Origin of the sequence: Cryobacterium sp. Y82 (genome assembly GCF_002929495.1) — a bacterium.
GTDB lineage: Bacteria > Actinomycetota > Actinomycetes > Actinomycetales > Microbacteriaceae > Cryobacterium > Cryobacterium serini.
The window spans coordinates 24,461-49,113 of record NZ_PJJJ01000017.1; the positions used below are offsets into that span (position 1 = coordinate 24,461).

A 24,653-nucleotide genomic window follows, 5' to 3' on the forward strand; every position below is an offset into this window, starting at 1 on the left:
AGTGACGAGCCACGTTCTAAGTCTGCTCGTCGAAGACAAGCCCGGCCTGCTCACGCGTGTCGCCGGCCTGTTCGCGCGTCGAGGTTTCAACATTGAAAGCCTCGCTGTTGGCCACAGCGAGATCCCCGGCCTGTCCCGCATCACGATCCTCGTCGACGTCGAAGACGTGCCGCTCGAGCAGGTGACCAAACAACTCAATAAGCTGATCAATGTCATCAAAATCGTCGAGCTCGACGTGGCGCAGTCGGTGCAGCGCGAACACCTGCTGATCAAGGTCAAGGTCGACAACACGACGAGGTCGCAGGTGCTGGAGGCGGTCAATCTGTTCCGCGCCAGCGTCGTCGATGTGGCCACCGACGCCGTCGTGATCGAGGTCACCGGCAACAGCGGCAAGACGCAGGCGCTGTTGCGGGTGCTCGAACCGTTCGGCATTCGGGAGCTGGCCCAGTCCGGCCTGCTCGCCATCGGCCGCGGCTCCAAGTCGATCACCGAGCGAGTTTTCAAAAACTAACGTTTTTTAGCTTTTCTAATCATCAATTCACGAGGAGAGATACACATTGTCTGAGATTTTCTACGACAAAGACGCCGACCTGTCGATCATTGCGGGCAAGAAGGTGGCCGTTATCGGCTATGGCTCGCAGGGTCACGCCCACGCGCAGAACCTGCGCGACTCCGGCGTAGAGGTCAGGGTCGGCCTGAAGGATGGGTCCAAGAGCAAGTCCAAGGCAGAAGAAGCCGGCTTCACCGTGCTGTCCACAGCAGATGCCGCGGCCTGGGCTGACGTTATCGTCATCCTCGCTCCCGACCAGGTGCAGCGTCACCTCTACAAGGACGACGTGCTTCCGAACCTGACCGCTGGTAAGGCCCTCGTCTTTGGACACGGATTCAACATCCGCTTCGGTTACATCGAAGCTCCCGATGGCGTCGACGTCATCATGGTCGCCCCCAAGGGACCGGGCCACACCGTGCGCCGCGAATTCGAAGCTGGCCGCGGCGTTCCCGTGATCGTTGCCGTCGAGAAGGATGCCTCCGGCCAAGCCTGGCCCCTCACCCTCAGCTACGCGAAGGCGATCGGTGGCCTGCGCGCTGCCGGCATCAAAACCACCTTCACCGAAGAGACCGAAACCGACCTGTTCGGCGAGCAGGCCGTTCTCTGCGGTGGCACCTCGCAGCTGATCCAGTACGGCTTCGAGGTTCTCACCGAGGCTGGTTACCAGCCGCAGGTTGCCTACTTCGAGGTGCTGCACGAGCTCAAGCTCATCGTCGACCTCATGTGGGAGGGTGGCATTGCCAAGCAGCGTTGGAGCGTCTCCGACACCGCGGAGTACGGCGACTACGTCTCCGGCCCGCGCGTCATCGACCCGAGCGTCAAGGAGAACATGAAGGCCGTTCTCGCCGACATCCAGAGCGGCGCGTTTGCCGAGCGCTTCATCGCCGATCAGGATAACGGCGGAGTCGAGTTCCTCGCGCTGCGCAAGAAGGGCGAGGAACACCCGATCGAGGCTACCGGCCGCAGCCTGCGCAAGCTCTTCGCGTGGAACGCGTCGACCGACGACGACTACACCGACGGATCGGTCTCGCGCTAAGCATCCGCTGAATGCGATTCGCATGACAAAGGGGCCCTCGTTCGCGAGGGTCCCTTTGTGCGCTGCATTTGAAAGGCCCCGAGTATGGCTGTCACCAGCATGAGCCCACGCGCGTTAGGTGTGTGGCGACGCCGCAGCGCGGCGGCCGCCATGGTCGGCGTGCTGCTCTACGTTCTCGTCGACGTCGTACTGCAGTTTCTGCCGCCGCACTACAGCCCGATCAGCGACGCCGAGAGCAATCTCGCCGTCGGTCCCTACGGCTGGGTGATGAATGTCAATTTTCTGGGCCGGGCGGTCACGTCGGGTGCCGCCGTCGGAGCACTCTACGCGACGGCCCGCACGCGCTATCTTGCCCGAGTGCCTTCGCGTCGTCTCCTGCCCGCTGGCCTGGCACTGTTTGCCCTTGGCGGTGTCTGCTCGGGTGTGCTCGCCTTTTTCCCGACCGATGTGGTGATTGCCGTGAACGGCGCGGCAGCGGCCACGGCCGGTCACGGTGTGGTCGCCGTGACAACGGCCGGTACTATTCACCTCGTCGTGGCCACTGTCGGCTTTGTCGTCGCTTTGGTCGCGATTATGCTGCTCACCGCCTGGCTTTATCGCAGCGGAGCGCTGCCCGCGGCACGGAGCGTGGCCCTCGCCTTCACCACCCTCGCCGTGCTGGGCCTGCTCTTTCTCGGACTCACCCTCACCGTGCAGCCTGCGCTGTTCGGGCTCGCCGAACGGGTTTGCCTCCTCGGTATTTTGGGCTGGACGTATACGGTTGCCGCCAGCATCCGTCGTCTCGATTAGAACTTCGTGCAAGCAGGCGATCGCGCTGAACGACAACATTCCGCCTGCCTCGACCGTCAGCACCTGACCTGCCCCTAGACTTGTACTACGTTGGGGGCGAGAACGTAGCTTTCATCGGGTCCTGTGCACGGATGCACAGCTGTGCCGCAGCGTAGCGGGCGTCTAGACCAGATATGCCACGCGCTGGGGGGCCATCCGTTCCACTCGCGTTAGGCCGGCAGTACCATGACCTCAGGCAAATACAACGACGACGACCAGCTGGCCGCACCGACAGTGCAAAGCGATGGCCCACTGCCCAAGTGGAAAATCGTCGGCCCCGGCCTCGTCGTGGCTGCCACCGGTGTGGGAGCGGCCGACATGGTCGCTACCCTCGTGGCCGGCTCGCGCTACGGCTACGCCCTGCTCTGGGCGGTCATTCTCGGCGTGATCCTCAAGATCGTGCTGGTCGAGGGCGCCGGCCGGTACACCCTCGCCACCGGCAGGACCATTTTTGAGGGCTGGCGGTCCCTCGGCACGTGGACCACCTGGTACTTCGGGCCGTACATTATGTTGTGGGGCTTCGTTTACGGGGCCACTGCCATGTCCTCGGCAGCCCTTCCCCTTGCTGCACTGTTCCCGGTCTTTCCGCTGCCAGTCTGGGCCGTTCTCATGGGTCTGGCCGGTCTCACCATGGTCTGGTTCGGCCGCTACGCCTTCTTTGAGAAAGTCACCGCCGTGCTCGTCGGCATCATGTTCATCACCGTCGTCGGTCTGGCCGTCATCGCCGCGCCCGACTTTCCGGCCATGCTTGCCGGCCTCGTGCCGATCATTCCCGAGGGTGGCGTGCTCTACACCCTCGCCCTGGCCGGCGGTGTCGGCGGCACCATCACCCTCGCCGCTTACGGTTACTGGCTGCGCGAAAAGGGCTGGTCCACCCCGCGCTGGATGAAAGTCATGCGTATCGACAACCGCATGGCCTACGTCATGACCGGCATCTTCGTCGTCGCCATGCTCATCGTCGGCGCCGAGGTGGTCGCCGCTGCCGGCGTCACCCTGAGCGCGGGGGACAAGGGACTACTCGACCTCTCCACGGTGCTTAACGAGAAGTACGGCGTCGTCGTCGGTACCGGATTTCTGGTGGGCTTCTGGGCGGCATCCTTCTCATCGATCATCGGTGTGTGGAACGGCGTGAGCCTCATGTTCGCCGACTTCTGGGGCAACATGCGCGGCAAGAAGTCTGGCCACCCCGACACCCTCGTCGGTGGCAAATACTTCAAGTTCTACCTGTTGTGGCTCACCTTTCCGCCCATGATCCTGTTTTTGCTCGGCTCACCGATCGGCCTCATTCTGGCCTACGGCGTGCTCGGCTCACTGTTCATGCCGTTTCTCGCCGTCACCCTGCTGGGACTGTTGAACGGCAAGCGCATCCCGCGGGAATGGCGCAATAAGTGGTTCACCAATGTGGCGCTCGGAATCTGCGCGCTGCTGTTCATCGTGCTCGGAGTGCAGCAACTGATCACGGCCCTTGCTCCACTGTTCGCCTAGGTGGCAACCGGATACTCTGTAGGAATGAACGCCACACGCGACGACGATGCGCTGAACTGGGCCGGCGACGATGATCCGACCTTGACTTCAGGGGGCACAGATCAGGCGGCGCCGGAACCGCGCGGTCTGCCCGAGGGATGGACCGTTCCGCAGCCGACCACTTCGGCGCAGCATCCGGCGAAGTCTGACCCGGAGACGGCTCACGCGGTCGCGCCTGACGGCACCGCGACTGGAGGCGTCGCGACTGACGGCACCGCGACTGACGGCACCGCGACTGACGGCACCGCAGCGAGCTCGGTCGCCCTGGTCGGCATGGGCATCCTCGCCGGCATGTACCTGCTGTACACGATCGGCTGGTTCATCGGTGTCGCGCGCATTGAAAAATCCGTCACCGACCCGGTCACCGAATTCATGTTCTCGCTCGGCGCCTGGCTGGCGGTAGCGGCGCCACTTGCCTGGTTCGGAGCAACCTATTGGCTCACGACCAGTCGACCGCGTGCCCGACTGATCTGGCTGTTGATCGGCGTCGTCGTGCTCGCCCCCTTGCCCTTCATTATCGGTTCGGGAGCCAGCTCATGAGCAGTGCAGAGGGCAGTGTCCCAGGCGGCACCACCGCCACCCGTCGACGTCCACCCCGGTGGGCACTGCTCAGCATCGCAATATTCTTCGGGCTGTTCTACGCCTACGACGTGTGGGAAGCCGTCGGCAACCTCGTCGGGCTGAACCTGCAGGCGCAGTCCCTCGATACCCAGCTGAGCGGCTTCGGTTGGGTCGTGCTCATTTTCGGGGTGCTCCTGCCGGTGCTGGTCTACGCGATGGCCTATTGGCTGGGACGCAACCGGGCCTTCGGAGTGCAGGCACTGACCCTGCTCGTCGGGCTGTGCGCGGTGGCGGCCGTGTCGCTCGACATTGCCACTGTGTTCAGCCTCGGTCGGTTGATCGTCTAGCTAGAGCACCGCGACAATGATGAGGGCCATCAATACCAGCTGGGCGATGAGTCGGGGGACAAAGGGGATCGCTACCCGTCCAAATCGCTTCGGATGGCGCGCAGCGTAGGCGTTGGCCGGAAACACCGCAGCTAGAAAGATCACGAGTGCCCCGGCCGCGACGACCATGGTCGGTGGATAGAGCAATCCCAGCCCGCCAGCAATCTCGCACACCCCGGTAAACAACACGAGGTTGACGGGGCTGGCCAGACCGCTCCGCCGCAGCCGCGGTGGAATCATGGCCGCCATCGTGCGCTGCACCGCTGGCCGAAAATGAGTGATCCCGGCGCCAATGAAAACCAGCGCCAGAAGCACGCGCAGAACCAGTTGGAGACCGTCTATTACGTCGCTGCTCATTGGTCTATTGTGCAGCCGGTAGGGTGGAATCCGAGTAGCGCCGCTTGCCCTGCCATCAACAAATGCAATCTAAGGATCCGATTTTATTGTCGAAGCCCGTCGTCCTGATCGCCGAAGAACTTTCCCCCGCCACCGTCGACGCCCTCGGGCCCGACTTTGACATTCACCACGTCGACGGCACGGATCGCTCCGCGTTGTTCGCCGAGCTCGCCACGGCGCAGGCCGTTTTGGTGCGGTCCGCCACCAAGATGGATGCCGCAGCAATCAAGGCCGCGCCGCGGTTGAAGGTCATCGCCCGCGCGGGTGTCGGCCTCGACAACGTAGACATCAAGGCCGCCACCGCGGCCGGAGTCATGGTTGTGAACGCTCCGACCTCCAACATCATCTCTGCCGCCGAGCTGACCGTCGGGCATATCCTCAGCCTGGCCCGTCACATTCCGGCCGCCTCCGGCGCCCTCGCCGACGGCCAGTGGAAGCGTTCCAAGTACACCGGTGTCGAGCTCTACGAAAAGACCATCGGCATCATCGGCCTCGGCCGCATCGGCGCTCTCATCACTGCCCGCATGCAGGCCTTCGGCACCAACGTCATCGCCTACGACCCCTACATCACGTCGGCCCGCGCCCAGCAGCTCGGCGTGACGCCGGTCACCCTCGACGAACTGCTCGCGCAGTCTGACTTCGTCACGATCCACATGCCGAAGACCCCGGAGACCACCGGAATGATCGGTGCAGCGCAGCTCAAGCTGATGAAGCCGAGCGCATTCGTCGTGAACGTCGCCCGCGGCGGACTCATCGACGAAGAGGCGCTGCACGAGGCCCTCCTCGCCGGCACCATCGCCGGCGCCGGCCTCGACGTGTTCGTCAGCGAACCGCCCACCGGCTCGCCGCTGCTTGGACTCGACAACATCATTACCACCCCGCACCTCGGCGCCTCAACCGACGAAGCCCAGGAGAAGGCCGGTGTCTCCGTCGCCAAGTCTGTGCGCCTCGCGCTCTCCGGCGAGCTCGTTCCCGACGCAGTCAACGTAGCGGGAGGTGTCATCGATTCCTACGTGCGCCCCGGCATCCCGTTGGTTGAAAAGCTCGGCCAGGTGTTCTCCGGATTGGCTGCCCACAGCCCGCTCACGAGCGTTGACATCGAGGTGCGCGGCGAGCTCGTAGAGTTCGACGTCAGCGTGCTCAAGCTCGCCGCGCTCAAGGGCATCTTCACCAACGTGGTCAGCGAAACCGTCTCCTACGTCAACGCTCCGCTGCTTGCCGAGCAGCGCGGGGTCACCGTGCGCATGCTCACCGACGCCGAATCGCCCGAGTACCGCAACGTCATCACCCTGCGCGGCGCCCTCGCCGACGGTTCGCAGGTCTCCGTCTCGGGTACCCTCACCGGCACCAAGCAGATCGAGAAGATCGTCGAGATCAACGGCTACGACGTTGAGGTTCCGTTCGCCAAGAACCTCATCGTCATGCTCTACGCCGACCGCCCCGGAATCGTCGCCGTCTATGGTCGCGAATTTGGCGAGGCCAACATCAACATCGCCGGCATGCAGATCGCCCGGCACGAGGCTGGCGGCAAGGCGCTCAGCGTACTGACCGTCGACTCCGAGGTCCCGGCCGGGCTGCTCGCCTCGGTGCGTGCCGCGATCGACGCCGAGATCATGGTGGAGATCGACCTCACCGACTAGGTTCAATCAGAACGGATGCGAGTGGGCGCCTGCACTGCAGGCGCCCACTTCGTGCCGAAGTACGGCGAATCCGTGAGCTGGCGCAGCGACGGGTGCTCCGGTTTGGTTTACTACGAATCCTGAGGCAGGAGCCGGCCAATCAGGGCGATCAGCCGCGTCATCGATTCGTCGGTGTGACTGGATGGTGTGATGTCGTGCGCGGCGAGCGACGAGTTGACGTAGAGTCCGTCGCTGATCAGCATGATGGCCTGCGCCGTATCCGGGTCATGCACGTCGTCTTCGATGACCGAGAGCCAGCGTCGGCGAATGTCGCTGAGTACCTGCATAGCCCGGGGATCCCGGCCTTGGGCGAGCCGGGAACCGGCGATGTAAGCGCGATCAAGCGGACTGCCGGTGTGCACCGAGGTGCGAATGAGGTAGTCGACCGGTCCGGCGGGAGCTGTGCGAATGTTGTCGGCGTCCTCGCGCGCGAGCGCGTCGAGACGGGCCAACAGACCGTCGACCAGGGCGTCCTTCGAGGCGAAGTGATAGAGCAAACCGCCCTTGGACACCGCGGCTGCCGCTGCCACAGAGTCGAGTGTGGCGGAGCGTTCGCCACCCTCGACCAGAAGCTCCTCGAAAGCGTCGAGCAGCCGATCCCGCGTGGGAGCGGATGGCGCGGGGGCAGGTTTCGACGTAGGGGCCATGGTAACGAACACGCAGACTGTCGGTTGGGCATAAGAAGCGGACTGGACAACTATACCGTCTAGCCGGTACAGTCAAGGTTGATGTTCCGCCGATGGTGGTCAAAAAAATACCCAGAAAGTGAACGAGATCGTGTCTGCCCCCGCTGGTCCCACCAATCCCACCGTGCTGCCCACCGTGCTGCCCACCGAGTCCCGCGTCGCCGAGGACGAAGCTCTCACAGCCAGCGCAGGGACACCCGGGGGAGCGGCATCCGCCCTGCCCGTGCAGCACGACCGTCGCCGCTGGTGGGCGCTGGCCGTGCTGATGCTGCCGGTGCTGCTCGTATCGATCGACAACACCGTGCTCAATTTTGCGTTGCCGGCGATCTCTACGGCCACCCTGCCGACCGGTGTGCAGCTGTTGTGGATGGTGGACATCTACCCGCTCGTGCTCGCCGGGCTGCTCGTGGCCATGGGGAGCCTGGGCGACCGCATCGGGCGACGTCGTTTGCTGCTCATCGGCTCGGCAGGGTTCGGCGTGATGTCGGTGTTTGCGGCGTTCGCCCCGAGCATCGAAGGCCTGATCATTGCCCGGGCGGCGCTCGGATTCTTCGGCGCGATGCTCATGCCCTCAACCCTGTCGCTACTGCGATCCACCTTTGTGAACCGTGACCAACGCCGCCTCGCCATCGCCATCTGGGCTACGGGCTTCGCGGCCGGCAGCGCGCTCGGGCCGGTGGTCGGTGGCCTCCTGCTCGAGCATTTCGCCTGGGGCTCAGTGTTCTTGATCGCCGTTCCTGTGCTGCTACCGCTGCTCGTGCTGGCACCGATTTTGGTTACCGAGTCGCGCGACCCGCACCCAGGGCGCATAGATTTTCTCAGCATCACTCTGTCGCTCGGCACCATGTTTCCGATCGTCTTTGGCATCAAGAGCATCGCCGAGAACGGTGTGACGTGGCTCACTCTGGCCCCGATCGCGCTCGGTCTGGGCCTCGGCGTGTGGTTTGTGCGTCGCCAGCTGCGCCTGCCGAACCCCATGCTCGACATGGGCCTGTTTCGGCGCGGCGCGTTCAGCGGTGCCGTCGGTGTCAACCTGCTCAGCGTGACGGCCCTCGTCGGCTGTCTCTTCTTCATTTCGCAGCACCTGCAACTCGTGCTCGGCCTCTCACCGCTCTCGGCCGGCCTCGTGCTGGTGCCTGGCCTGGTGGCGATGATCGTGGCCGGTTTGCTGATCGTGCCGATCGCCCGCCGGGTACGCCCGTCTCGGGTGGTGCCATTGGCGCTGCTGATATCCGTCGCCGGGTTCGCGTCGATCGCGCTGCGCGGCGGGCAGATCGATGCCTTCTCCATCGGTGTGGCCTTCGTGCTGCTCGGTATCGGAATCGGCGCTGCCGAGACCGTGTCGAACGAACTGATTGTGGCGACGGCACCGGGCGATAAGGCGGGGGCGGCATCCGCTGTGTCCGAAACTGCTTACGAACTGGGGGCGGTACTGGGCACGGCGGTGCTCGGCACCATTCTTACCGTGTCGTACCGCGCGGCGGTATTGTTGCCCGAAGGCCTGAATGCGGCTGAACGACTTGCCGCAGCCGAAACGCTGGGCGGAGCCGTGGCCGTGGCCGAGCAACTGCCAGACGGGGCGGCGCAGCAGCTGCTCGTTTCCGCGCGGCAGGCTTTCGACAGCGGTGTGGGAATGACCGCGTGGATCGGTGTTGCACTCGTGCTCGGCGCGGCCGTCGTCGCGCTCGTCGCGCTGCGCCGGGCGCGCTGACTACAGGTCGTCGATCGAATTCTCGCGGCGTGTGACCTGCTCGCCGTTCGCGGGGTCGGCGATGGTGCGGGTCGTGCTCACGCTGTTGCGGCGACGCGTCATCAGCACGATGCCGAGGATCGTCACGAGCGCGCCGGCCGCGAGCAAAATGTAACCGACGAGCTGCAGGTCCACCCCGGTGACGGTCACGTCGAGGGCCCACACCAGAATGGCGCCGACGACCAGTAGAAAGATTCCCAGTCCGATACTCATGATTGCCCACTTTCAGTTGGTAGTGCGCTTCGCTCCAGCCTATGCACTTCGACGAGAAAGGTAAGGTTTGACTAGAAGCAATTCAGGTGATCGTTGACCGGTTCGGAGCCGCATGTCTCGTACTATCAAACTCGCTGTCATTCCGGGAGACGGGATTGGGCCGGAAGTTGTCGCAGAGGCCGTCAAGGTGCTCGGCGCTGTCACAGCCCGCGACGACGTCACGATCAGCACGAGCATGTTTCAGCTGGGCGCAGCGCGGTTCCTCGAAACCGGTGATGTGCTCACCGACGCCGACCTCGCGTCAATCCAGCAGCACGACGCCATTCTCCTTGGCGCAGTCGGCGGCGTTCCCGGTGATCCGCGCCTGAAAGACGCCAATATCGAGCGGGGACTGCTGCTCGGCCTGCGCTTCGCCCTCGACCACTATGTGAACCTGCGGCCCTGCACGATCTACCCCGGCGTCACGAGCCCGCTCGCCGCCCCCGGCGTGGTCGATTTCGTTGTCGTGCGCGAGGGCACTGAGGGCCCCTATGTGGGCAACGGCGGCGCGATCCGCCGCGGCACTGCCCAGGAGATCGCCAACGAGGTATCCGTGAACACCGCCTACGGGGTGGAACGCGTCGTACGGTACGCCTTCGAGGTGGCCCAGAGCCGCGAGCGCAAACGCCTCACCCTCGTGCACAAGACCAATGTGCTCGTCTTCGCCGGCAGCCTGTGGCAGCGCATCGTGAATGAGGTGGCCGCCGAGTACCCCCGGGTTGAAGTCGATTATCTGCACGTCGACGCAGCGACGATCTTCTTCGTCACGAATCCGAGTAGATTTGATGTACTCGTCACCGATAACCTCTTTGGCGACATTCTCACCGACCTGGCAGCGGCAATCAGCGGCGGCATCGGCCTGGCAGCCTCCGGCAATATCAACCCGACGGGCCGCTTCCCCAGCATGTTCGAGCCTGTGCACGGCTCGGCTCCCGATATCGCCGGCCAGCAACTCGCCGATCCGACCGCAGCCATCCTCTCGGTGGCGCTGCTGCTCGACCACCTCGGGCTGACGGATGCCGCGGCTCGCGTCAACGAGGCGGTGGCCGACGACCTGCGGCGGCGCAGCAACCTGGTACGGCGCAGCACCGCTGAGGTGGGCGACGCCATCGTGACCCTTTTGACAGACAAGGTACTGAAATGACCGTGACTTTTCCCCTGACTTTTGCCCTCACGCCGTCGACAGGAGCGCGCGGCAAAGCCGACCGCGATGAGATTCTTGCTGACCCGAGTTTCGGTAAGCACTTCACCGACCACATGGTTACCATCGACTGGTCGATCGAAGCCGGTTGGCACGACGCCCGCGTCACCCCCTACGGCCCGTTGATGCTCGATCCCGCCTCGTCGGTGCTGCACTACGGGCAGGAGATCTTCGAGGGCCTCAAGGCCTATCGGCACGCCGACAACTCGATCTGGACCTTCCGTCCCGAGAAGAACGCCGAGCGGCTGCAACGCTCAGCCCACCGCCTCGCCCTTCCTGAGTTGTCGGTGGAGGACTTCATCGAGTCGGTCAGGCAGATGATCGCGATCGACGGCGACTGGGTGCCGTCTGCGCCCGAGACCAGCCTGTACCTCCGCCCGTTCATGATCGCCAACGAAAGCTTTCTCGGGGTGCGCGCCGCCCAGAAGGTGAGCTTCTACGTGATTGCGAGCCCGGCCGGTGCGTACTTCGCCGACGGTGTGGCCCCGGTGAAGATCTGGCTGTCGACCGATTACTCCCGCGCTGGCCGCGGCGGTACCGGGGCCGCCAAGTGCGGCGGTAACTATGCTGCGTCGCTGCTGCCCCAGATGGAGGCGTATGAGAACGGCTGCGCCCAGGTGCTCTTTCTTGACGGCGAGACCGGAACGAACGTCGACGAGCTCGGCGGCATGAACGTGTTCTTCGTGCACGGCACCGACACGATTGTCACGCCTCGCCTGACCGGATCCATTCTCGAGGGCGTCACCCGCGACAGCATCATGCAGCTCGCCCGCGACCGCGGTATGACCGTGGAAGAGCGCGCGGTGACGCTGGCAGAGTGGCGTGATGGCGTCGCATCCGGTGCCATCACCGAGGTTTTCGCCTGCGGAACCGCCGCTGTCGTCACTCCGATCGGCCAGCTCAAGGCCAGGGACTTCACGATCGGCGATGCGGATGCCCCGGCGGGTGCGGTCACCCTGTCGCTACGTCAGGAACTCACCGACATTCAGTACGGGCGCGTGCCTGACCGTCACGGCTGGCTCACCCGCCTCGACTAAACTGAACCTTTTGAGCGGGAACGAGACACGTGAAGATCGCACGCTACAGCTACCAGGGCGCCATCGCATTCGGCATCGTTGACGACGACGAACTGGTCGTGCTCACGAGCGACCCGATGTTCGCCGGATTCGACACGACCGGCGACCGGGTGGCCCTGGCCGACGTGAAGTTGCTTGCGCCGGTGATTCCACGCTCGAAGATCATCGCGGTGGTGTCTTCTGAGGCGTTCCTGCTGCGGCCGAACACCACTGTAGTCGGCCCCAGCGACGCCATCGTGCTGCCGGCCGCCTCCGATCGGGTCGAGGTCGACGGCCAGCTTGCGATCATCATAGGCAAGATTGCCAAGAACGTCTCGATAGCGGATGCCGCTGGTCGCGTCTTCGGCTACACCGTCGCGACGGTTGTCACCGCCGCCGACCTCGCTTCGGAAACCCGGGCCGGGGCCTTCGATACGTTTCTCCCGCTCGGCCCGATCATTGAGACGGAGTTCGACGAGGCAGCCACGTCGCTGCGCGGATTGATCAATGAGGAGGAGTTTCAGGCGGTCGACCTCGGCGACGACGACCGCACCACCGAGGACGTCGTTGCTGCGCTCGTGTCCTTTGCCTCAAGCGTTTTCACGCTGCTGCCGGGCGATGTGATTCTGGCCGGTCCGATGGACACGCCGGCAGACGTCGTCGACGGCGACACTGTCACGATGTCGATTGAGGGCATCGGAACACTCGTGAACCCCGTGGTGCGCCCGGCCTGATCCGAGCGGTGCTTGGCTCCGAATCCACCTTACGGAACCGGGCCCATGCTTGATCATGGGCCCACGTTCCGGGCCCAGGCCCGGAAAGAACGAAAGCCGGGCGCGCGGATGTACGGCTCAGACCGTCTTGGTCCGCCGGGCCCACCCTACGCAACCGGGCCCATGCTTGATCATGGGCCCACGTTCCGGGCCTGGGCCCGGAAAGCAATAGGTCAGGGGCGCAGGGCGGCCAGGGCCAGCGCTACGTCTTCTTCGTCATTGAAGAGGTGGAAGGCGACGCGGGCCCGACCGGCCCGGCCCGAGGCGGTGAGGCCGGCGTTGGTGAGGCGCGCGAGGTCGCGGCCGTCGGCATCCGGCCAACTGATGATGGCCTGATCGAGCCGGGGCCGCCCCAGACCGTCGCAGAGGGCGTTGCCGAGGCCGACATTGTGGGCGTGCACCTCGGCCAGCTCGAGGCTGCGGAACAGATCGATGGCCGGCTCTGCACCGGCCCAGGCCGGCCAGGCCGGCGATACGTCGAATCGGCGGGCATCTTGGGCGAGCGTCATTGCTGGCCCGTAACAGGATGCCCACGGGTCGTCTCCGGCATACCAGCCGGCGTTGATGGGATGCAGTTGCGCCGCGAAGGCTTCCAAGACCGTGAAGAAGGCTACGCCGCGCGGGGCACCGAGCCATTTGTAGCTGTGGCAGATTGTCGCGTCAAATGCCGCGGCGTCGACCGGCATCCACCCAGTTGCCTGGGTCGTGTCGCACAGGGTGAAGGCGCCCGTAGCCTGGGCTGCGGCTCGGATGGCGACGCTGTCGGCCACGGTGCCTGTGGCGGACTGCACGAGCGAAAACGCCACGAGCCAGGTGTTTGCAGTCAGGCTCGCAGCCAGGTCGGCCAGCGCTACCTGCCGCACGGTCACGCCGCGGTGGGCCTGCGCCAGAAATGGAAACACCATCGAGCTGAAGTCGCCAATCGGCAGCACCACTTCGGCGCCGTCGGGAATGCTCGCGGCTACCAAGCCCGCCATAACCGAAGTCTGCGAGCCGATTGCCACCCGGTCGGGCGTGACGTCGACGAGGTCGGCGTAGCCGACGCGCACGCGCTCGACGATCTCGACGTAACGCGAGGCGCTGGCCTCTCCGCGGGACCAGGCCTCGGTGTCGGCGCGCATCGCGGCGATCGTGGCGTGCGTCGGCAGCCCGAGGGTGCAGGCGGCCAGATAGCCGCGACCGGAGGTGTACTGTGCGCGTGCGTCGGTGAGGCTGAGGGTGCTCTTTTGGTTTGGTGCGGGGGTCATGGTTCCAGTGTGACGAGGTGGCATTCATAGGACAACAGCTGTTCCTTCGTAATCCAGCAGGCAGGCTCCCGCAACTAGAATCATGAGTAATGTCTGACACCACTGCACACCCGTTTTCTACCGCTACCGGAACCGACGTTCGCGTGCGGTTCTGCCCCTCGCCGACCGGAACGCCCCACGTGGGCCTCGTTCGCACCGCCATGTTCAACTGGGCCTACGCCCGGCACACCGGCGGCAAAATGATCTTCCGCATCGAAGACACCGATGCCGCCCGCGACAGCGAAGAGAGCTTTCTGCAGCTGGTCGAGGCCATGCGCTGGCTGAAGCTGGACTGGGACGAGGGCGTCGACGTCGGCGGCCCGCAGGCGCCGTACCGCCAGTCCGAGCGCTACGACATCTACCGCGGCGTCATCGAGCAGCTCAAGGCAAGCGGCCACATCTACGAGAGCTTCGTCACCGGCGAAGAGATCGAAATCCGTAACCGCGACCTCGGGCGCGATCCGAAGATGGGCTACGACAACTTCGAGCGTGACCTCAGTGAGGAGCAGAAGGCTGCCTACCGGTCCGAGGGTCGCTCCCCGGCACTGCGCCTGCGGGTGCCGGACACCGAGCTCTCCTTCGACGACCTCGTGCGCGGCGAGATTACCTTCCCGGCCGGATCGTTCAGTGACTTTGTCGTCGTGCGCCCGAACGGGCATCCGCTTTACCCCTTCGTCAACCCGGTCGATGACGCGCTCATGGGCGTCACCCACGTGCTGCGCGGCGAAGATCTGCTCTCGTCGACCCCGCGTCAGATCGCGCTGTACCACGCGCTCATCGATATCGGCGTGACCACCTTCGTGCCCCGCTTCGGCCACCTGCCCTACGTCATGGGCGACAAGAACAAGAAGCTCTCCAAGCGCGACGCTGAGGCGAACCTGTTTCTGCACCGCGACCGCGGGTTCATTCCCGAAGGACTGCTCAACTACCTTGCGCTGCTCGGCTGGTCGCTCACCCATGACCGCGACGTGTTCTCGATCGACGAGTTCACGGCCGCGTTCGACGTCGTGAACGTCAACCCCAACCCGGCCAGGTTCGACCTCAAGAAGGCCGAGTCGATCAACGGCGACCACATTCGCCAGCTGGAAGCGTCAGACTTCGCCGCTCGGCTGGTGCCCTATCTGGTGACCGCCGGCGTGCTCGGCGACACCCCGAGCGCGGCCGACCTGGCCCTGCTCGCCCAGGGCGCACCGCTTATTCAGGAGCGCATCGCACTGCTCGGCGAGGCCCCCGCTATGCTCGGTTTTTTGTTCGTAACCGGCGCCGATCTCATACTCGAAGCGGATGCCCTCGCCTCGCTCCCGCAGAACGCCGCCGACATTCTCGGCTCGTCTCGCACGGCGCTCGAAAGTATTCCTTCAGCGGAATGGACCACCGAGCGGGTGCATGAACTGCTCGCCGCGACGCTCGTCGAGGGGCTGGGCCTCAAGCCGCGCGTGGCCTTCGGTCCGCTGCGTGTCGCGCTGTCGGGCCGCAAGATTTCGCCGCCGCTGTTTGAATCAATGGAAATTCTCGGTCAGGCCGAAACCCTCGACCGCCTTGATCGGGCACTCACGGTGACGACGACTGCTTGACACTGAGCTGGTGGGGCTTCGACTCGCCGGGGGACACCTCGGTTTGGCCTCTCCAGCCCGAGTGGGCTAGGCTACTACTCGGCCCGATCTTCGGATTAGGCATTGGGGTATGGTGTAATTGGCAACACGGATGATTCTGGTTCATTTGTTCTTGGTTCGAGTCCAGGTACCCCAGCACTAAAAAGCGCAGGATTCCGCGGCGAAATCGACTATCGCCCACCCTGACCGACAGGCCCGAAACGGGCCGAATTACCGTAAACTACACCAAAAACCCCCTCGGGGATTGTTTGGGCGTTGTTGTGCCCGGCCCGATACGGGCTTGTCCCGGCTCGGTCGGGCCGCTCACGAGCTCTCTGGCGCACCTATTGCGTATGGACACGACGACGCAAATTACACCCACGTTTCTCACCCAGCGCGAACTCGCGGAGCTGCTCCGAATGCCCGAGCGTACTCTCGAGGACTGGCGTCTGATGCAGACCGGGCCGCCCTATATCAAGCTCGGCCGACTCGTCCGTTACGACGTGCAGGACGTGCTCACCTGGGTTCACGAACACCGCCATGGTTAGGCCGCAGATCGCAGCCGGTGAAGTGGGCTCCATCGACGTGCGACAACTGGCCAGCGGCCGATATCGCGCCCGCGCCACCAACCGCGACGACAGCGGAGCACTGCACCGCCTTGCCGTGACGGCCGATACCCGCGACGACGCTATCGCCGAGATCCATCGACAAGCGAGAGCCATGGCCACCGGCGGTGCCGGGGCCCTCTCTCCGTCGAGCACGATCGCCGACGCAGTGGAGCTCTGGCTGTCGCAGGTGCTCACCCGTGCCAAAGCGGGCAGTCTGTCGTACTCAACCTACGAATCGTACGAGACAACGGCCCGTGTCATCATCGTGCCGCGCTGCGGGGGAGTGCGGCTCGACCACCTGACCGTCGGTCGCTGCGACCGCATCCTGCAGCGGATTCTGGAGGAAGAGACTATCTCGAAAGCCCGTCGAGCACGGGCAGTGTTGAGCCTGCTGTGCGGCTATTGCGTGCGCGACGACGCCATGCCGCAGAACCCTGTGCGGGACGTTCAGCGCCTGCCAATGTCGCCGCGCAAGGAATCCGCCCTCACGCCGGTGCAGATCACGGGCATCCGTGGGCGCATGCAGGTATGGCGGCTCACCCGCGACGACGGCCCGCGGCCCAACTATCGCGCACTGATTGACGGAATGGACATCATGATCGGCACCTCTCTGCGCATCGGCGAGTGCCTTGGCCTGCGCCGCTGTGACGTGGACATGACGACGTTGCCGCCGACGCTCATCGTGAGCGGCACGATCGTGAGCACAAAGGCTCAAGGAACGCACCGCAAGAACTCTCCTAAGCGGTCACGGCAACGGCGGAGCATAGCCTTGCCGTCGATGGCCGCAGCGGCGGTGCGACGGCGGCTGGCGCTCGCGGAGGCGGATCCGGAGGCGTTCCTATTTCCCACGAAGACCGGCCGCTCGCTGAGCGTCAGCAACTACGAGCGCCTACTGCGGGCATTCGTGGAGGACGAGCGCGCCAACCTTGTTGACTTGGGCGTCGACGTCGATGAATACACGACTCACATCTATCGGCGCACGGCCGCCACGCTGATCGAGCGGGCGGCCGGAATCACCCTGGCCTCGCGCCTTCTCGGCCATGCCAATGAGCAGACCACTAGGAACAGCTACGTGGTCACGGCCGACATGGTCGACCCGGTGACGGCTGAGATCCTCGACGAGGTGCTTGGTACGTGATGATCCCAATGAAACGTGGAATGAAGTGTGCAGAACGCAGAACGCAGAACGCAGAACGCAGAACGCAGAACGCAGAACGCAGAACGCAGAACGCAGAACGCAGAACGCAGAACCAAGACTCACGGGCCGTGGAGTCGCAACATGGCCTCCTCCCTTTCGTGACATGGCGGATGCTACGGCCGCCCCACATCATGCATGCTCGGTGAGTCGTACGCGATCAGCGTGAGTGGTGGCGCTGCGCCAGAGAACGGTTACCCGGTCTCTGGCGCAGAGTGTTGTGATGGACAGAAATTCTGTGCGACGTCCGACATATCAGGCTACCTTCGGTGACTCGTAATGCTGTGTATCACTCAGCGCCGTCACCCGGAGTAAAAACTGGTGCGAGATGACTCGCGAATCGTTTAGTGTAAACGGGACTCAGTCCTCGGCTGGCCGAGGCAGCGTGTCCGGCAATATCTTCTGCATCCGCCTTGTCCAAGGAATACATTCCTCCCGGCACCATCGCGTCAAATCGACTGTAGTTATTCTTTCCAACCAGTTGCTGGGCGATCCCTTGTCCGCCACGACTTCCCGCGGTCAGCACCAAGGAGATCGCATGCGGCGCCCAAGTCAAAATTCCTCCATTGTCCATCTGCCGCGTGTTCGTCAAATGTTGATCAGTTGTTCCGACGTTTAGGACTCGAACGGACGACAGAGGCATATTCATCGTTCGTACGGCTTCCGTGATCGCAACGACAGACGGGTTGTTTGCCCAGATCCCTCCATCGATGAAACGTTGTCCGTCCACCTTGGCGACAGAAAAGTACGTTGGAGCAGCTGATGTTGCTAAGGCTATGTCCACCATAGGAATTCTCCAATCCCGCCTCAATTCAGGGTGATGAAAGGTCTTGAAGAGGTGAACTGCGCCGTTTTGAGCGTCCCAAGCGGGAATGACCAGGCGCTTAGTGCTATCGCCGAGCTTTCTAGCGCCGAAGAGATCGACAAGTGCTGCTCGGAGTGCTGCTGATTCGTAGGTTGGGCGTACAAGTCGCCGCGAAGCATTCCACAAACCTCGACGCGCCTGAGGAAAGACTTTCGTCACCAACTCTGTGTAGCGATCGGCGATTTCCGCCGGCCGAATGCCCGCGCCGAGGGCCAGAGCGATGATGCCTCCCGCGGAAGTCCCAGCAATGAGGTCGAAAGAATCGCAAATGTTGACGTCCAGATCGGCTTCGAGCCTAGCCAGGACATGGGCGGTGAAGAGAGCCTTGGCCCCGCCGCCATCGAGCGCGAGCACCTGGAATCGTGGCGAACCAGCGTCGAAGGAGCTGCGGTCCGTCATCTTCCCCTGCAATCTTGTGCGGCACGCCTATTGGATCGTAGGCATAAAACTACACCGTTACTACGATCTGCGGATCACGGTCGAAACGAATGGAACGTCTTGCCCGTAAGATTCAGAAATGACCAACGACTTCCTTTCTTCACGAGCTGGCTACTCGAGGACCCGATTGTCTGAACTTAAGGACCAAGTGGGCGCTGCTGTTGAGGGCGTTGAGCTGGAGGGGCTGACTATCTTCACGGCCGGGTCTTTTGCTCGTCTGGAGGCGGGAGAATTCTCGGACGTCGACCTGTTTTTTACATACCATCCAACGGGAAATGCTGTGCAGTCCCGTCGCACTAACGAACTAAAATTATTTGGGCGCCTAATTGATCTCGTTGAAAAATTAGGTTTCCCCGCGTTTTCAAATGACGCACAATACTTAGAAACTCATAATGTTGAAGACATTCTAAAGTATCTAGGTGGGCCCATTGATGACGCACACAATCACTTCACACTTCGAATGCTCCTCCTTCTCGAGAGCAAATGTATCTATGGTAAAGATGAATACGAAGCGGCTCTAAAAAATATAATCCAATCATATTATCGCGACTTCCCGCGGCACGAGCACAGTTTTCAGCCTTGGTTCTTGCTAAATGACATCATGAGGTATTGGAAAACGCTCCTCCTCAATTACGAAAATAAACGCAATGATGGAGATTCGGAAGAAGCGAAATTAAGCCGTAGAGTAAAGAACTTCAAGCTGCAGTTCAGTCGAATGACGACATGTTTTGCGACAATTGCTGCGCTCGGCAGTTTCTCGGATATACCCACCGAAGAAGACGTCTTTCAACTGACTCTAAGAACACCGCAAGATCGCCTTCAGCTCGTGAAAGACAAACTGCCGGAATTGAATTCTACGATTGAGAGTTTGCTGTCTGAATACAGTTGGTTTCTGGAACAGACGTCACTTTCCACTGAGGCGCTTCGCGCGAAGTTTGTGGATAGGGACGATCGGACGCAAATGTTTTCTCGTGCTGAGGCGTACGGTTCAAAAATGTTCGGGCTCCTTGACGAAATAGGAAAGTTGCGCGGAATGTCACCTGACTTGATCCGGTACTTGGTGATCTAGTCGTGTCGCCTAGTAAGTTTGTGCTCTATCTGTCTTACGGAAATGTAGCGTCAGCTCTTGAGTTGCTCCGACGAATCTGCCAACCACAAAGTAGATCGCTTCCGCATATCACTGCTCGATACTCCAAATTGCAAGTGCGTCCCGAAGCACTAGATCATTACTCGAATGCTCTAGTGGATGATTTAATCCTTTCAGAAGTGTCAACTTTTGATGATGCTGCCACAGAGGCACTTGCTCTGAAGACAGTGATCATCACATGTGAATCCGAGGACTTAGAGTGGTTGTCTTATAAGCCGGATTTTCCAGACAGTATCTTTCATATCACTATTTACGATGGTGTGAAGTCTGAATTCGCCGCGCGAGTGTATTCGCTGTTGAAAAAATTCGAGTGGAACCTCAGGATCTTGAACGATAGGCAGCGCGTTGAACCTTATGAAAAATCAAAGAGCAGTGCGACACGGGGTAGTGGCCCGTCACTAACTCCTTCTGCCTCCAATCTCCTGGAATCTCTTGCCACCAAGATTGGTGTCGGTTTGGATCTTGCCTCTCTGTCTGACGACGATAGGTTGAATTTGATAGCTGAAGTGTGCGAATTTTTGCATCATTCTTCGGAGGTCGAGCCGGCTGGATATCACCCAACAGAGTTCGCGACGGATCCCGTCGCGCGTTATGCGGGACAGGACGCGATCTCGGGGCAGGATGCTTTTTGGAGCACCAAAGAAGTCAACGCTTTCTCACCCGGCTTGCTGTCATTGCCCGATGAACGGGAATCGGCGATGTTCCTTACCCCACCTGAACTCGCCTACGACATCGCTGCCGCGGCCGCAGTATTTGTTGACGTCAAGGAACCCGTTCGATTCGGTGATCCAGCTGTCGGGCCGGGGATTTTTTTTGCGTCCCTCCGACGACTGCTTTCCCTAATTTCATTTGAGTCGGCAGAGGGCGTTGAAATAAACCCAGACCGTGCACACGCGACCGGCAAGCGATGGAGAAGGGCTGGACTGAAGGTAATTGTCGGCGATTTCTTGACCCAGCTTCCACCAAAAAATTTATGGACTCTGCTTTTGGCAAATCCGCCGTACGTGCGACACCAGGATATAGATAGGCCGTTGGCATGGCTGCGCGAGTCGCTGTACAAGCGCACGGGAATTCGAATTGACGGACGATCCGACCTATACATGTACTTCATTCTTACGGCCCACGATTGGCTGGCCGAGCATGCAATCGCTGCTTGGTTGCTCCCCTCTGAGCTGGTGGCAACCGACTACGGGAGAGCGCTTCGAGGATACTTGACGACGGTAGTTCGCCTCCGCCGTCTACACATTTATGACGGCAGTTCCCCGCTATTTGACAACGCTCGCATATCGTCCGCTGTAATCATCTATGAACGGTTCGCGGCGGGTGTGGGAGACACCGTTGAAATATCTCGCGGTGGCACGCTCCTCAACCCACTCGAGACACTTACACTGCCGATGAGTTCTTTGCGAGAACGCCCGAAGTGGAACTGGGCTACTTTACAGGCGCCTGTTCAGCTTGATTCCGAGCGGACTATCGGAGACTATTTCGATATTAAACGTGGAATCGCAACCGGTGCGAATGCGCTTTTCGTTCTCGGTGAGAGTGATCTCGAACTGTATGGGGTGTGGCCGGAGTGGGTGCGTTCTTTGCTCCCAAAATCTCGATGGCTGACTTCGTCTGTCGTTGAGGCTGATGCTGCGGGAGGACCCCTCGTCGTGCCCAGAATGTGGCTTATTGACACGTCGGAGGACCTTGACAGTATTCGAGCCAAGTCGAGTCGATTTGCCCGATATCTCGAAATGATTCAGGAAGAGGTAGGTGCCCGAACTTTAGTAAGTCAGCGTCGACCGATTTATAGGCAGGAAGTGCGCACCGCCCCGACTTTTGTGTTCATGTATATGGCAAAGTCCGACGTTTCAGGAGCCCGACGATTCGTTTGGAACAAGTCAAACGCCGTTGTACTGAATAGTTATCTTGGGATGACGCCCAAGCCGGAATTTGCTGCAAAATTGCAGGCAGACAGCGGACTGATGCAGCGAGTTCACTCAGCCCTAGGTGGCGTGTCAAGTAGCGAACTCCAGCGCCATGGTCGGACATATGTCTCCGGACTTCTCAAGTTGGAACCCAAGGAACTCGCGCGGGTAAGGGTAAATCTTGAATTCTTAGTCGAATGAATCCAACTTCTAAACATGCGGTGGGGACAAGTGCCGTGTATCAGCCTGCAAAAATGGGCATCGTGTGGGGCTGAAAAGGCGGCGTTCCTTTGAAGCCGTGCTGCGTGACGACTCACCTCGCGCAGCTATTCCGGCGGCAGCGTCCAGTCGCCAACGTGGCTGACCACGAGGGCGGGCGGGCGAGCGTGCGCTGAGCGGCACGGTTCCTGAGTATGCGGCGGTCTCATTTACGAGCACGTCCGTTCCTTTCCGTGTGCCAAGTTTGTTTGCCGGATGCGAGTAACGACAGAAAGGAGCTAGCGCAAATAGTTGCATTTGTACCGTCGTAATCCCAGTTGGCTCCAGTGAGCTTCAGCGCTGTTTGAGAAAGCGTCCGCTCGCAAACGAATATTGGCTTCTGTGGGCTCCACCTGTGGTGCGGGTGAGCGCCACTGTTCAGATTCGTGATACGCGCTGTTGAGCACCACTATCGGTGTGGTTGAACGCCACCTGACCGGCAGCTGCTGACCCAGCTCGGCACCTGCTCCTTCATGGCCCGACAGCAGAACGTCGTCTTCCAAGGATTCACCGCGCCGAGGAAGTCGTATCTGGGGCGCGCGATCGCTAAACGCGCCTGCGAACACCGCATGCGAACACCGCATGCGCTGAATATTCGCGCCCATTACGTCCGCATGCCCCACCTCGAGGAAGCCTGGGTCGCAGCCCAATACACCCCCGGCGGCGCCGGCAAATGCCTGCGCAAGTATGCGGACTTCGCGTTGCTCGTCCTTTGCGAGTTGTTGCTGGACCGGTCGACGGAATCGATGCGCTGCATGTTTATGGTGCTGATGGAGCGCCGTTACGGCAAAACGTTAACGGTGTTCGGCACCCAGTATTCGCAGATGGACTGCCACCAGCGCCTCGGCTCCGGTGTTAATGCTGACGCGATCATGGACCGGATCATCCACAACACGGTCTGGGTCGAGATCGGCACCTACAACATGAGGGAGCACATCGCGCTGGCCAGTGCCTAATCCATGACGGACGGCGTCAGTGGCCCCCAGCCACACCACCACTGGCGCTCTTTCGCACGATCGGTGGTGCTGAACCGCACGATTGGGTGGTGCTCACAGCCTCAAATACTCACCTGCGGGGGCGTTGCCGCAGGGTTTCGGGCGCATGAGGTGGCTGTGGCCACGGACGTAGCTGGCGTGGACGATCATCGATTTTGTTTTTCAACGGGATACCTCACCTGCACGATACCGCCTGCAACGGGGGACCCGATCTTAGACGGCTGGTGCTTCCTTTAAGTTGGCGGCTGTGGGATTGTTGGGCTGTGGAACTCGTGAGCATAACAATGACTGCCGAGTTGATCGCTGTCGAGCCGCATTGGCTGTCAACCCTTGGCGCTATTGCCCCAGTTGTGACGGCGATAATTGCTGTCCTCGTCGGCATCGCTGGGTATTCGAAGTTTATCCGTGGCCGGACGTTTCACCCGCGGCTGACCCTCGAAATTAAGGCGACCGCGTCCAATATCGGTGGGTATTCAGCGGTGCTAGTCGTCCTCACGATCAAGAATGACGGGCACATGGGCGTGCTCCTGGATGCGGGGTACGCGCAAATCCTTGACATATTTATCGCCGACGCACCTGTATGGGATGACGCCGTGGCGAGCACTGACGGCGTCCTCCTCTGGTACGACGGAGTTGAGCCCCACCGACGGATTGATGTTTTGGCTGATCCCGGGCTTCTTTCGCACGCGGCCCCTTCATATCGTGGGTCGAGTATTCGAGAGGGTCTGGAGGCGCTCGGCGAGTTGAGCGGCGTGCTGCTCTACACTCATACGCTGGAACCCGGCGAGCAGATACACCGGGAACTTCTCGTTCCAGTTTCTGATGCGGTGGCTTATCTGCTCGAGTTGTCCATTCACGGGTGCAAACATGCCGGACGAATTAGCAGACACACGGTTCACCGTCGATGCCTAGCTGGGCGGCACTCGCCGGACCTGTGGCAGTCGCGATCAATCGTGCGCAAAGATCCCCTGATGGAGGCGGTCTAGTTGGTAGACGATAGAGCGCCCGGCAGGGGCTCAGCGGACGGGCGCCTTTACAGCTGTCCCGTAGACGAATGTCCTAGAACGATCGTAGCTTTAACACCTCCCGAATGCCCCGTGCATGGGGTGGTAATGACTGCAGAGGATCCCTTTAGTGAGCGGCGCCAACAGATCCGGGATAAGCGTAACGCTGCATCAGGAAACTAGAAGTGGAGCTAGGGACGAGTTCGCCTAGCCCGAAGGCGTGGTTGCCAAAGTGCATGACGGAATTTCCCCAGGATCGTTCGTGCCACACGTGGCCGCAATGTGCCGAGAGGCCAGCGCAGCAGCTGTGAATTCATAGCGAAACGGCGGTACGAACTCACCGATGAGGCATTCACAAAGTCCATCCGGAGGGCCGCAGACGAGAAATCGGGCGAGGTATGAGGCAGCAATCACTGTGCGGAACGCCACGTCCCAGGCATTGGCAGATGCTTGAGCATAGAAGTGATGTCATGTCATGTCATGTCATGTCATGTCCTGCCCTGTCCGGTGGTATTCCCCCACGGTTGTTCCCGCATCGTGCCTTTGCGCAACAGGCCACTTTTGAACCCCTCATGTCAAGGGCCATGAGAAACGGGGCGTTTTCTAGCCATCGTCGCAACACACGATCAAATGTGGGCTAGTTCTTTGAGCCTATCGAAGTGCGTTTGCGATGGC

Annotated in this window: 23 protein-coding genes and 1 tRNA gene; 19 read left to right on the forward strand and 5 right to left on the reverse strand. The window is 61.6% G+C overall.

The window, feature by feature from the left end:
* Position 1 precedes the first annotated feature (1 nt).
* The 6 genes from ilvN (at position 2) to CXY70_RS00910 (ending at position 4,846) form a co-directional block, all read left to right on the forward strand.
* Positions 2-511 carry an acetolactate synthase small subunit gene (ilvN, locus tag CXY70_RS00885; protein ID WP_104190521.1) on the forward strand — a complete coding sequence of 170 codons (510 nt, stop codon included), beginning with the start codon at positions 2-4 and terminating at the stop codon, positions 509-511.
* A gap of 46 nt (positions 512-557) precedes the next feature.
* Entirely contained in the window at positions 558-1,586 is a 1,029-nt protein-coding gene (gene ilvC / locus CXY70_RS00890; RefSeq protein WP_104190522.1) for a ketol-acid reductoisomerase, read from the forward strand.
* An 84-nt stretch (positions 1,587-1,670) separates the two neighbouring features.
* Positions 1,671-2,375, forward strand: coding sequence for a DUF998 domain-containing protein (locus tag CXY70_RS00895; RefSeq protein ID WP_104190523.1), 705 nt, complete (start codon positions 1,671-1,673; stop codon positions 2,373-2,375).
* 225 nt (positions 2,376-2,600) lie between these two features.
* On the forward strand, positions 2,601-3,899 hold the full coding sequence (locus tag CXY70_RS00900; protein WP_104190524.1) for an Nramp family divalent metal transporter: 1,299 nt from the start codon (positions 2,601-2,603) through the stop codon (positions 3,897-3,899).
* A gap of 24 nt (positions 3,900-3,923) precedes the next feature.
* On the forward strand, positions 3,924-4,478 hold the full coding sequence (locus CXY70_RS00905) for a hypothetical protein (RefSeq protein WP_104190525.1): 555 nt from the start codon (positions 3,924-3,926) through the stop codon (positions 4,476-4,478).
* On the forward strand, positions 4,475-4,846 hold the full coding sequence (locus CXY70_RS00910) for a hypothetical protein (protein WP_104190526.1): 372 nt from the start codon (positions 4,475-4,477) through the stop codon (positions 4,844-4,846). Before CXY70_RS00905 ends, CXY70_RS00910 begins: the two co-directional genes overlap by 4 nt.
* Here CXY70_RS00910 and CXY70_RS00915 read toward each other — a convergent pair whose 3' ends face one another.
* On the reverse strand, positions 4,847-5,242 hold the full coding sequence (locus tag CXY70_RS00915) for a DoxX family membrane protein (protein ID WP_104190527.1): 396 nt from the start codon (positions 5,240-5,242) through the stop codon (positions 4,847-4,849).
* Between the two features lie 86 nt (positions 5,243-5,328).
* Here CXY70_RS00915 and serA point away from each other — a divergent pair, with 86 nt between their 5' ends.
* Positions 5,329-6,921, forward strand: coding sequence for a phosphoglycerate dehydrogenase (gene serA, locus CXY70_RS00920; RefSeq protein WP_104190545.1), 1,593 nt, complete (start codon positions 5,329-5,331; stop codon positions 6,919-6,921).
* Positions 6,922-7,031: 110 nt separating this feature from the next.
* Here serA and CXY70_RS18445 read toward each other — a convergent pair whose 3' ends face one another.
* On the reverse strand, positions 7,032-7,607 hold the full coding sequence (locus tag CXY70_RS18445) for a TetR/AcrR family transcriptional regulator (protein ID WP_146066014.1): 576 nt from the start codon (positions 7,605-7,607) through the stop codon (positions 7,032-7,034).
* A gap of 262 nt (positions 7,608-7,869) precedes the next feature.
* On the opposite strand from CXY70_RS18445, the gene CXY70_RS00930 reads away from it, so the two are divergent.
* The gene (locus CXY70_RS00930) at positions 7,870-9,357 is read left to right on the forward strand and encodes an MFS transporter (protein ID WP_233205657.1); all 1,488 of its coding nucleotides are present in this window, start codon (positions 7,870-7,872) and stop codon (positions 9,355-9,357) included.
* Here the strand turns inward: CXY70_RS00930 and CXY70_RS00935 are convergent, their stop codons facing one another.
* Positions 9,358-9,609 carry a DUF6458 family protein gene (locus CXY70_RS00935; RefSeq protein ID WP_104190529.1) on the reverse strand — a complete coding sequence of 84 codons (252 nt, stop codon included), beginning with the start codon at positions 9,607-9,609 and terminating at the stop codon, positions 9,358-9,360.
* A 112-nt stretch (positions 9,610-9,721) separates the two neighbouring features.
* Here CXY70_RS00935 and CXY70_RS00940 point away from each other — a divergent pair, with 112 nt between their 5' ends.
* From CXY70_RS00940 to CXY70_RS00950, 3 genes are read left to right on the forward strand one after another with little or no spacing between them, the layout of a single operon-like run.
* Positions 9,722-10,792, forward strand: coding sequence for a 3-isopropylmalate dehydrogenase (locus CXY70_RS00940; RefSeq protein WP_104190530.1), 1,071 nt, complete (start codon positions 9,722-9,724; stop codon positions 10,790-10,792).
* On the forward strand, positions 10,789-11,886 hold the full coding sequence (locus tag CXY70_RS00945; RefSeq protein ID WP_104190531.1) for a branched-chain amino acid aminotransferase: 1,098 nt from the start codon (positions 10,789-10,791) through the stop codon (positions 11,884-11,886). Before CXY70_RS00940 ends, CXY70_RS00945 begins: the two co-directional genes overlap by 4 nt.
* Positions 11,887-11,915: 29 nt before the next feature.
* Entirely contained in the window at positions 11,916-12,638 is a 723-nt protein-coding gene (locus CXY70_RS00950) for a fumarylacetoacetate hydrolase family protein (protein WP_104190532.1), read from the forward strand.
* Between the two features lie 212 nt (positions 12,639-12,850).
* On the opposite strand, the gene CXY70_RS00955 is transcribed toward CXY70_RS00950, so the two are convergent.
* Positions 12,851-13,924, reverse strand: coding sequence for an aminotransferase class V-fold PLP-dependent enzyme (locus CXY70_RS00955; protein ID WP_233205654.1), 1,074 nt, complete (start codon positions 13,922-13,924; stop codon positions 12,851-12,853).
* Positions 13,925-14,013: 89 nt separating this feature from the next.
* On the opposite strand from CXY70_RS00955, the gene gltX reads away from it, so the two are divergent.
* From gltX to CXY70_RS00975, 4 genes are all read left to right on the forward strand, one after another.
* Positions 14,014-15,537: a glutamate--tRNA ligase gene (gltX, locus tag CXY70_RS00960; RefSeq protein ID WP_104190534.1), complete on the forward strand. Its 1,524-nt coding sequence runs from the start codon at positions 14,014-14,016 to the stop codon at positions 15,535-15,537.
* A 103-nt stretch (positions 15,538-15,640) separates the two neighbouring features.
* Positions 15,641-15,712 (forward strand) — tRNA-Gln (locus tag CXY70_RS00965).
* Between the two features lie 196 nt (positions 15,713-15,908).
* A complete protein-coding gene (locus CXY70_RS00970) occupies positions 15,909-16,103 on the forward strand; it encodes an AlpA family transcriptional regulator (RefSeq protein ID WP_104190535.1) in 195 nt (64 codons plus the stop codon).
* A complete protein-coding gene (locus CXY70_RS00975; protein ID WP_104190536.1) occupies positions 16,096-17,301 on the forward strand; it encodes a site-specific integrase in 1,206 nt (401 codons plus the stop codon). The genes CXY70_RS00970 and CXY70_RS00975 overlap by 8 nt, the downstream gene beginning before the upstream one ends.
* A 346-nt stretch (positions 17,302-17,647) precedes the next feature.
* On the opposite strand, the gene CXY70_RS00985 is transcribed toward CXY70_RS00975, so the two are convergent.
* Complete coding sequence (locus tag CXY70_RS00985) at positions 17,648-18,622, reverse strand: CBASS cGAMP-activated phospholipase (protein WP_104190538.1); 975 nt, start codon at positions 18,620-18,622, stop codon at positions 17,648-17,650.
* A 118-nt stretch (positions 18,623-18,740) separates the two neighbouring features.
* Between CXY70_RS00985 and CXY70_RS00990 the strand changes: the two genes are divergently transcribed.
* The 4 genes from CXY70_RS00990 (at position 18,741) to CXY70_RS01005 (ending at position 23,960) form a co-directional block, all read left to right on the forward strand.
* On the forward strand, positions 18,741-19,730 hold the full coding sequence (locus CXY70_RS00990) for a nucleotidyltransferase domain-containing protein (protein WP_104190539.1): 990 nt from the start codon (positions 18,741-18,743) through the stop codon (positions 19,728-19,730).
* Between the two features lie 173 nt (positions 19,731-19,903).
* Positions 19,904-21,922, forward strand: a complete 2,019-nt coding sequence (locus CXY70_RS00995; protein ID WP_104190540.1) for a hypothetical protein — start codon at positions 19,904-19,906, stop codon at positions 21,920-21,922.
* A gap of 503 nt (positions 21,923-22,425) precedes the next feature.
* On the forward strand, positions 22,426-22,935 hold the full coding sequence (locus CXY70_RS01000) for an ATP-binding protein (RefSeq protein ID WP_369851319.1): 510 nt from the start codon (positions 22,426-22,428) through the stop codon (positions 22,933-22,935).
* Positions 22,936-23,237: 302 nt separating this feature from the next.
* Positions 23,238-23,960, forward strand: a complete 723-nt coding sequence (locus tag CXY70_RS01005) for a hypothetical protein (protein WP_146066016.1) — start codon at positions 23,238-23,240, stop codon at positions 23,958-23,960.
* Positions 23,961-24,653: the final 693 nt, after the last annotated feature.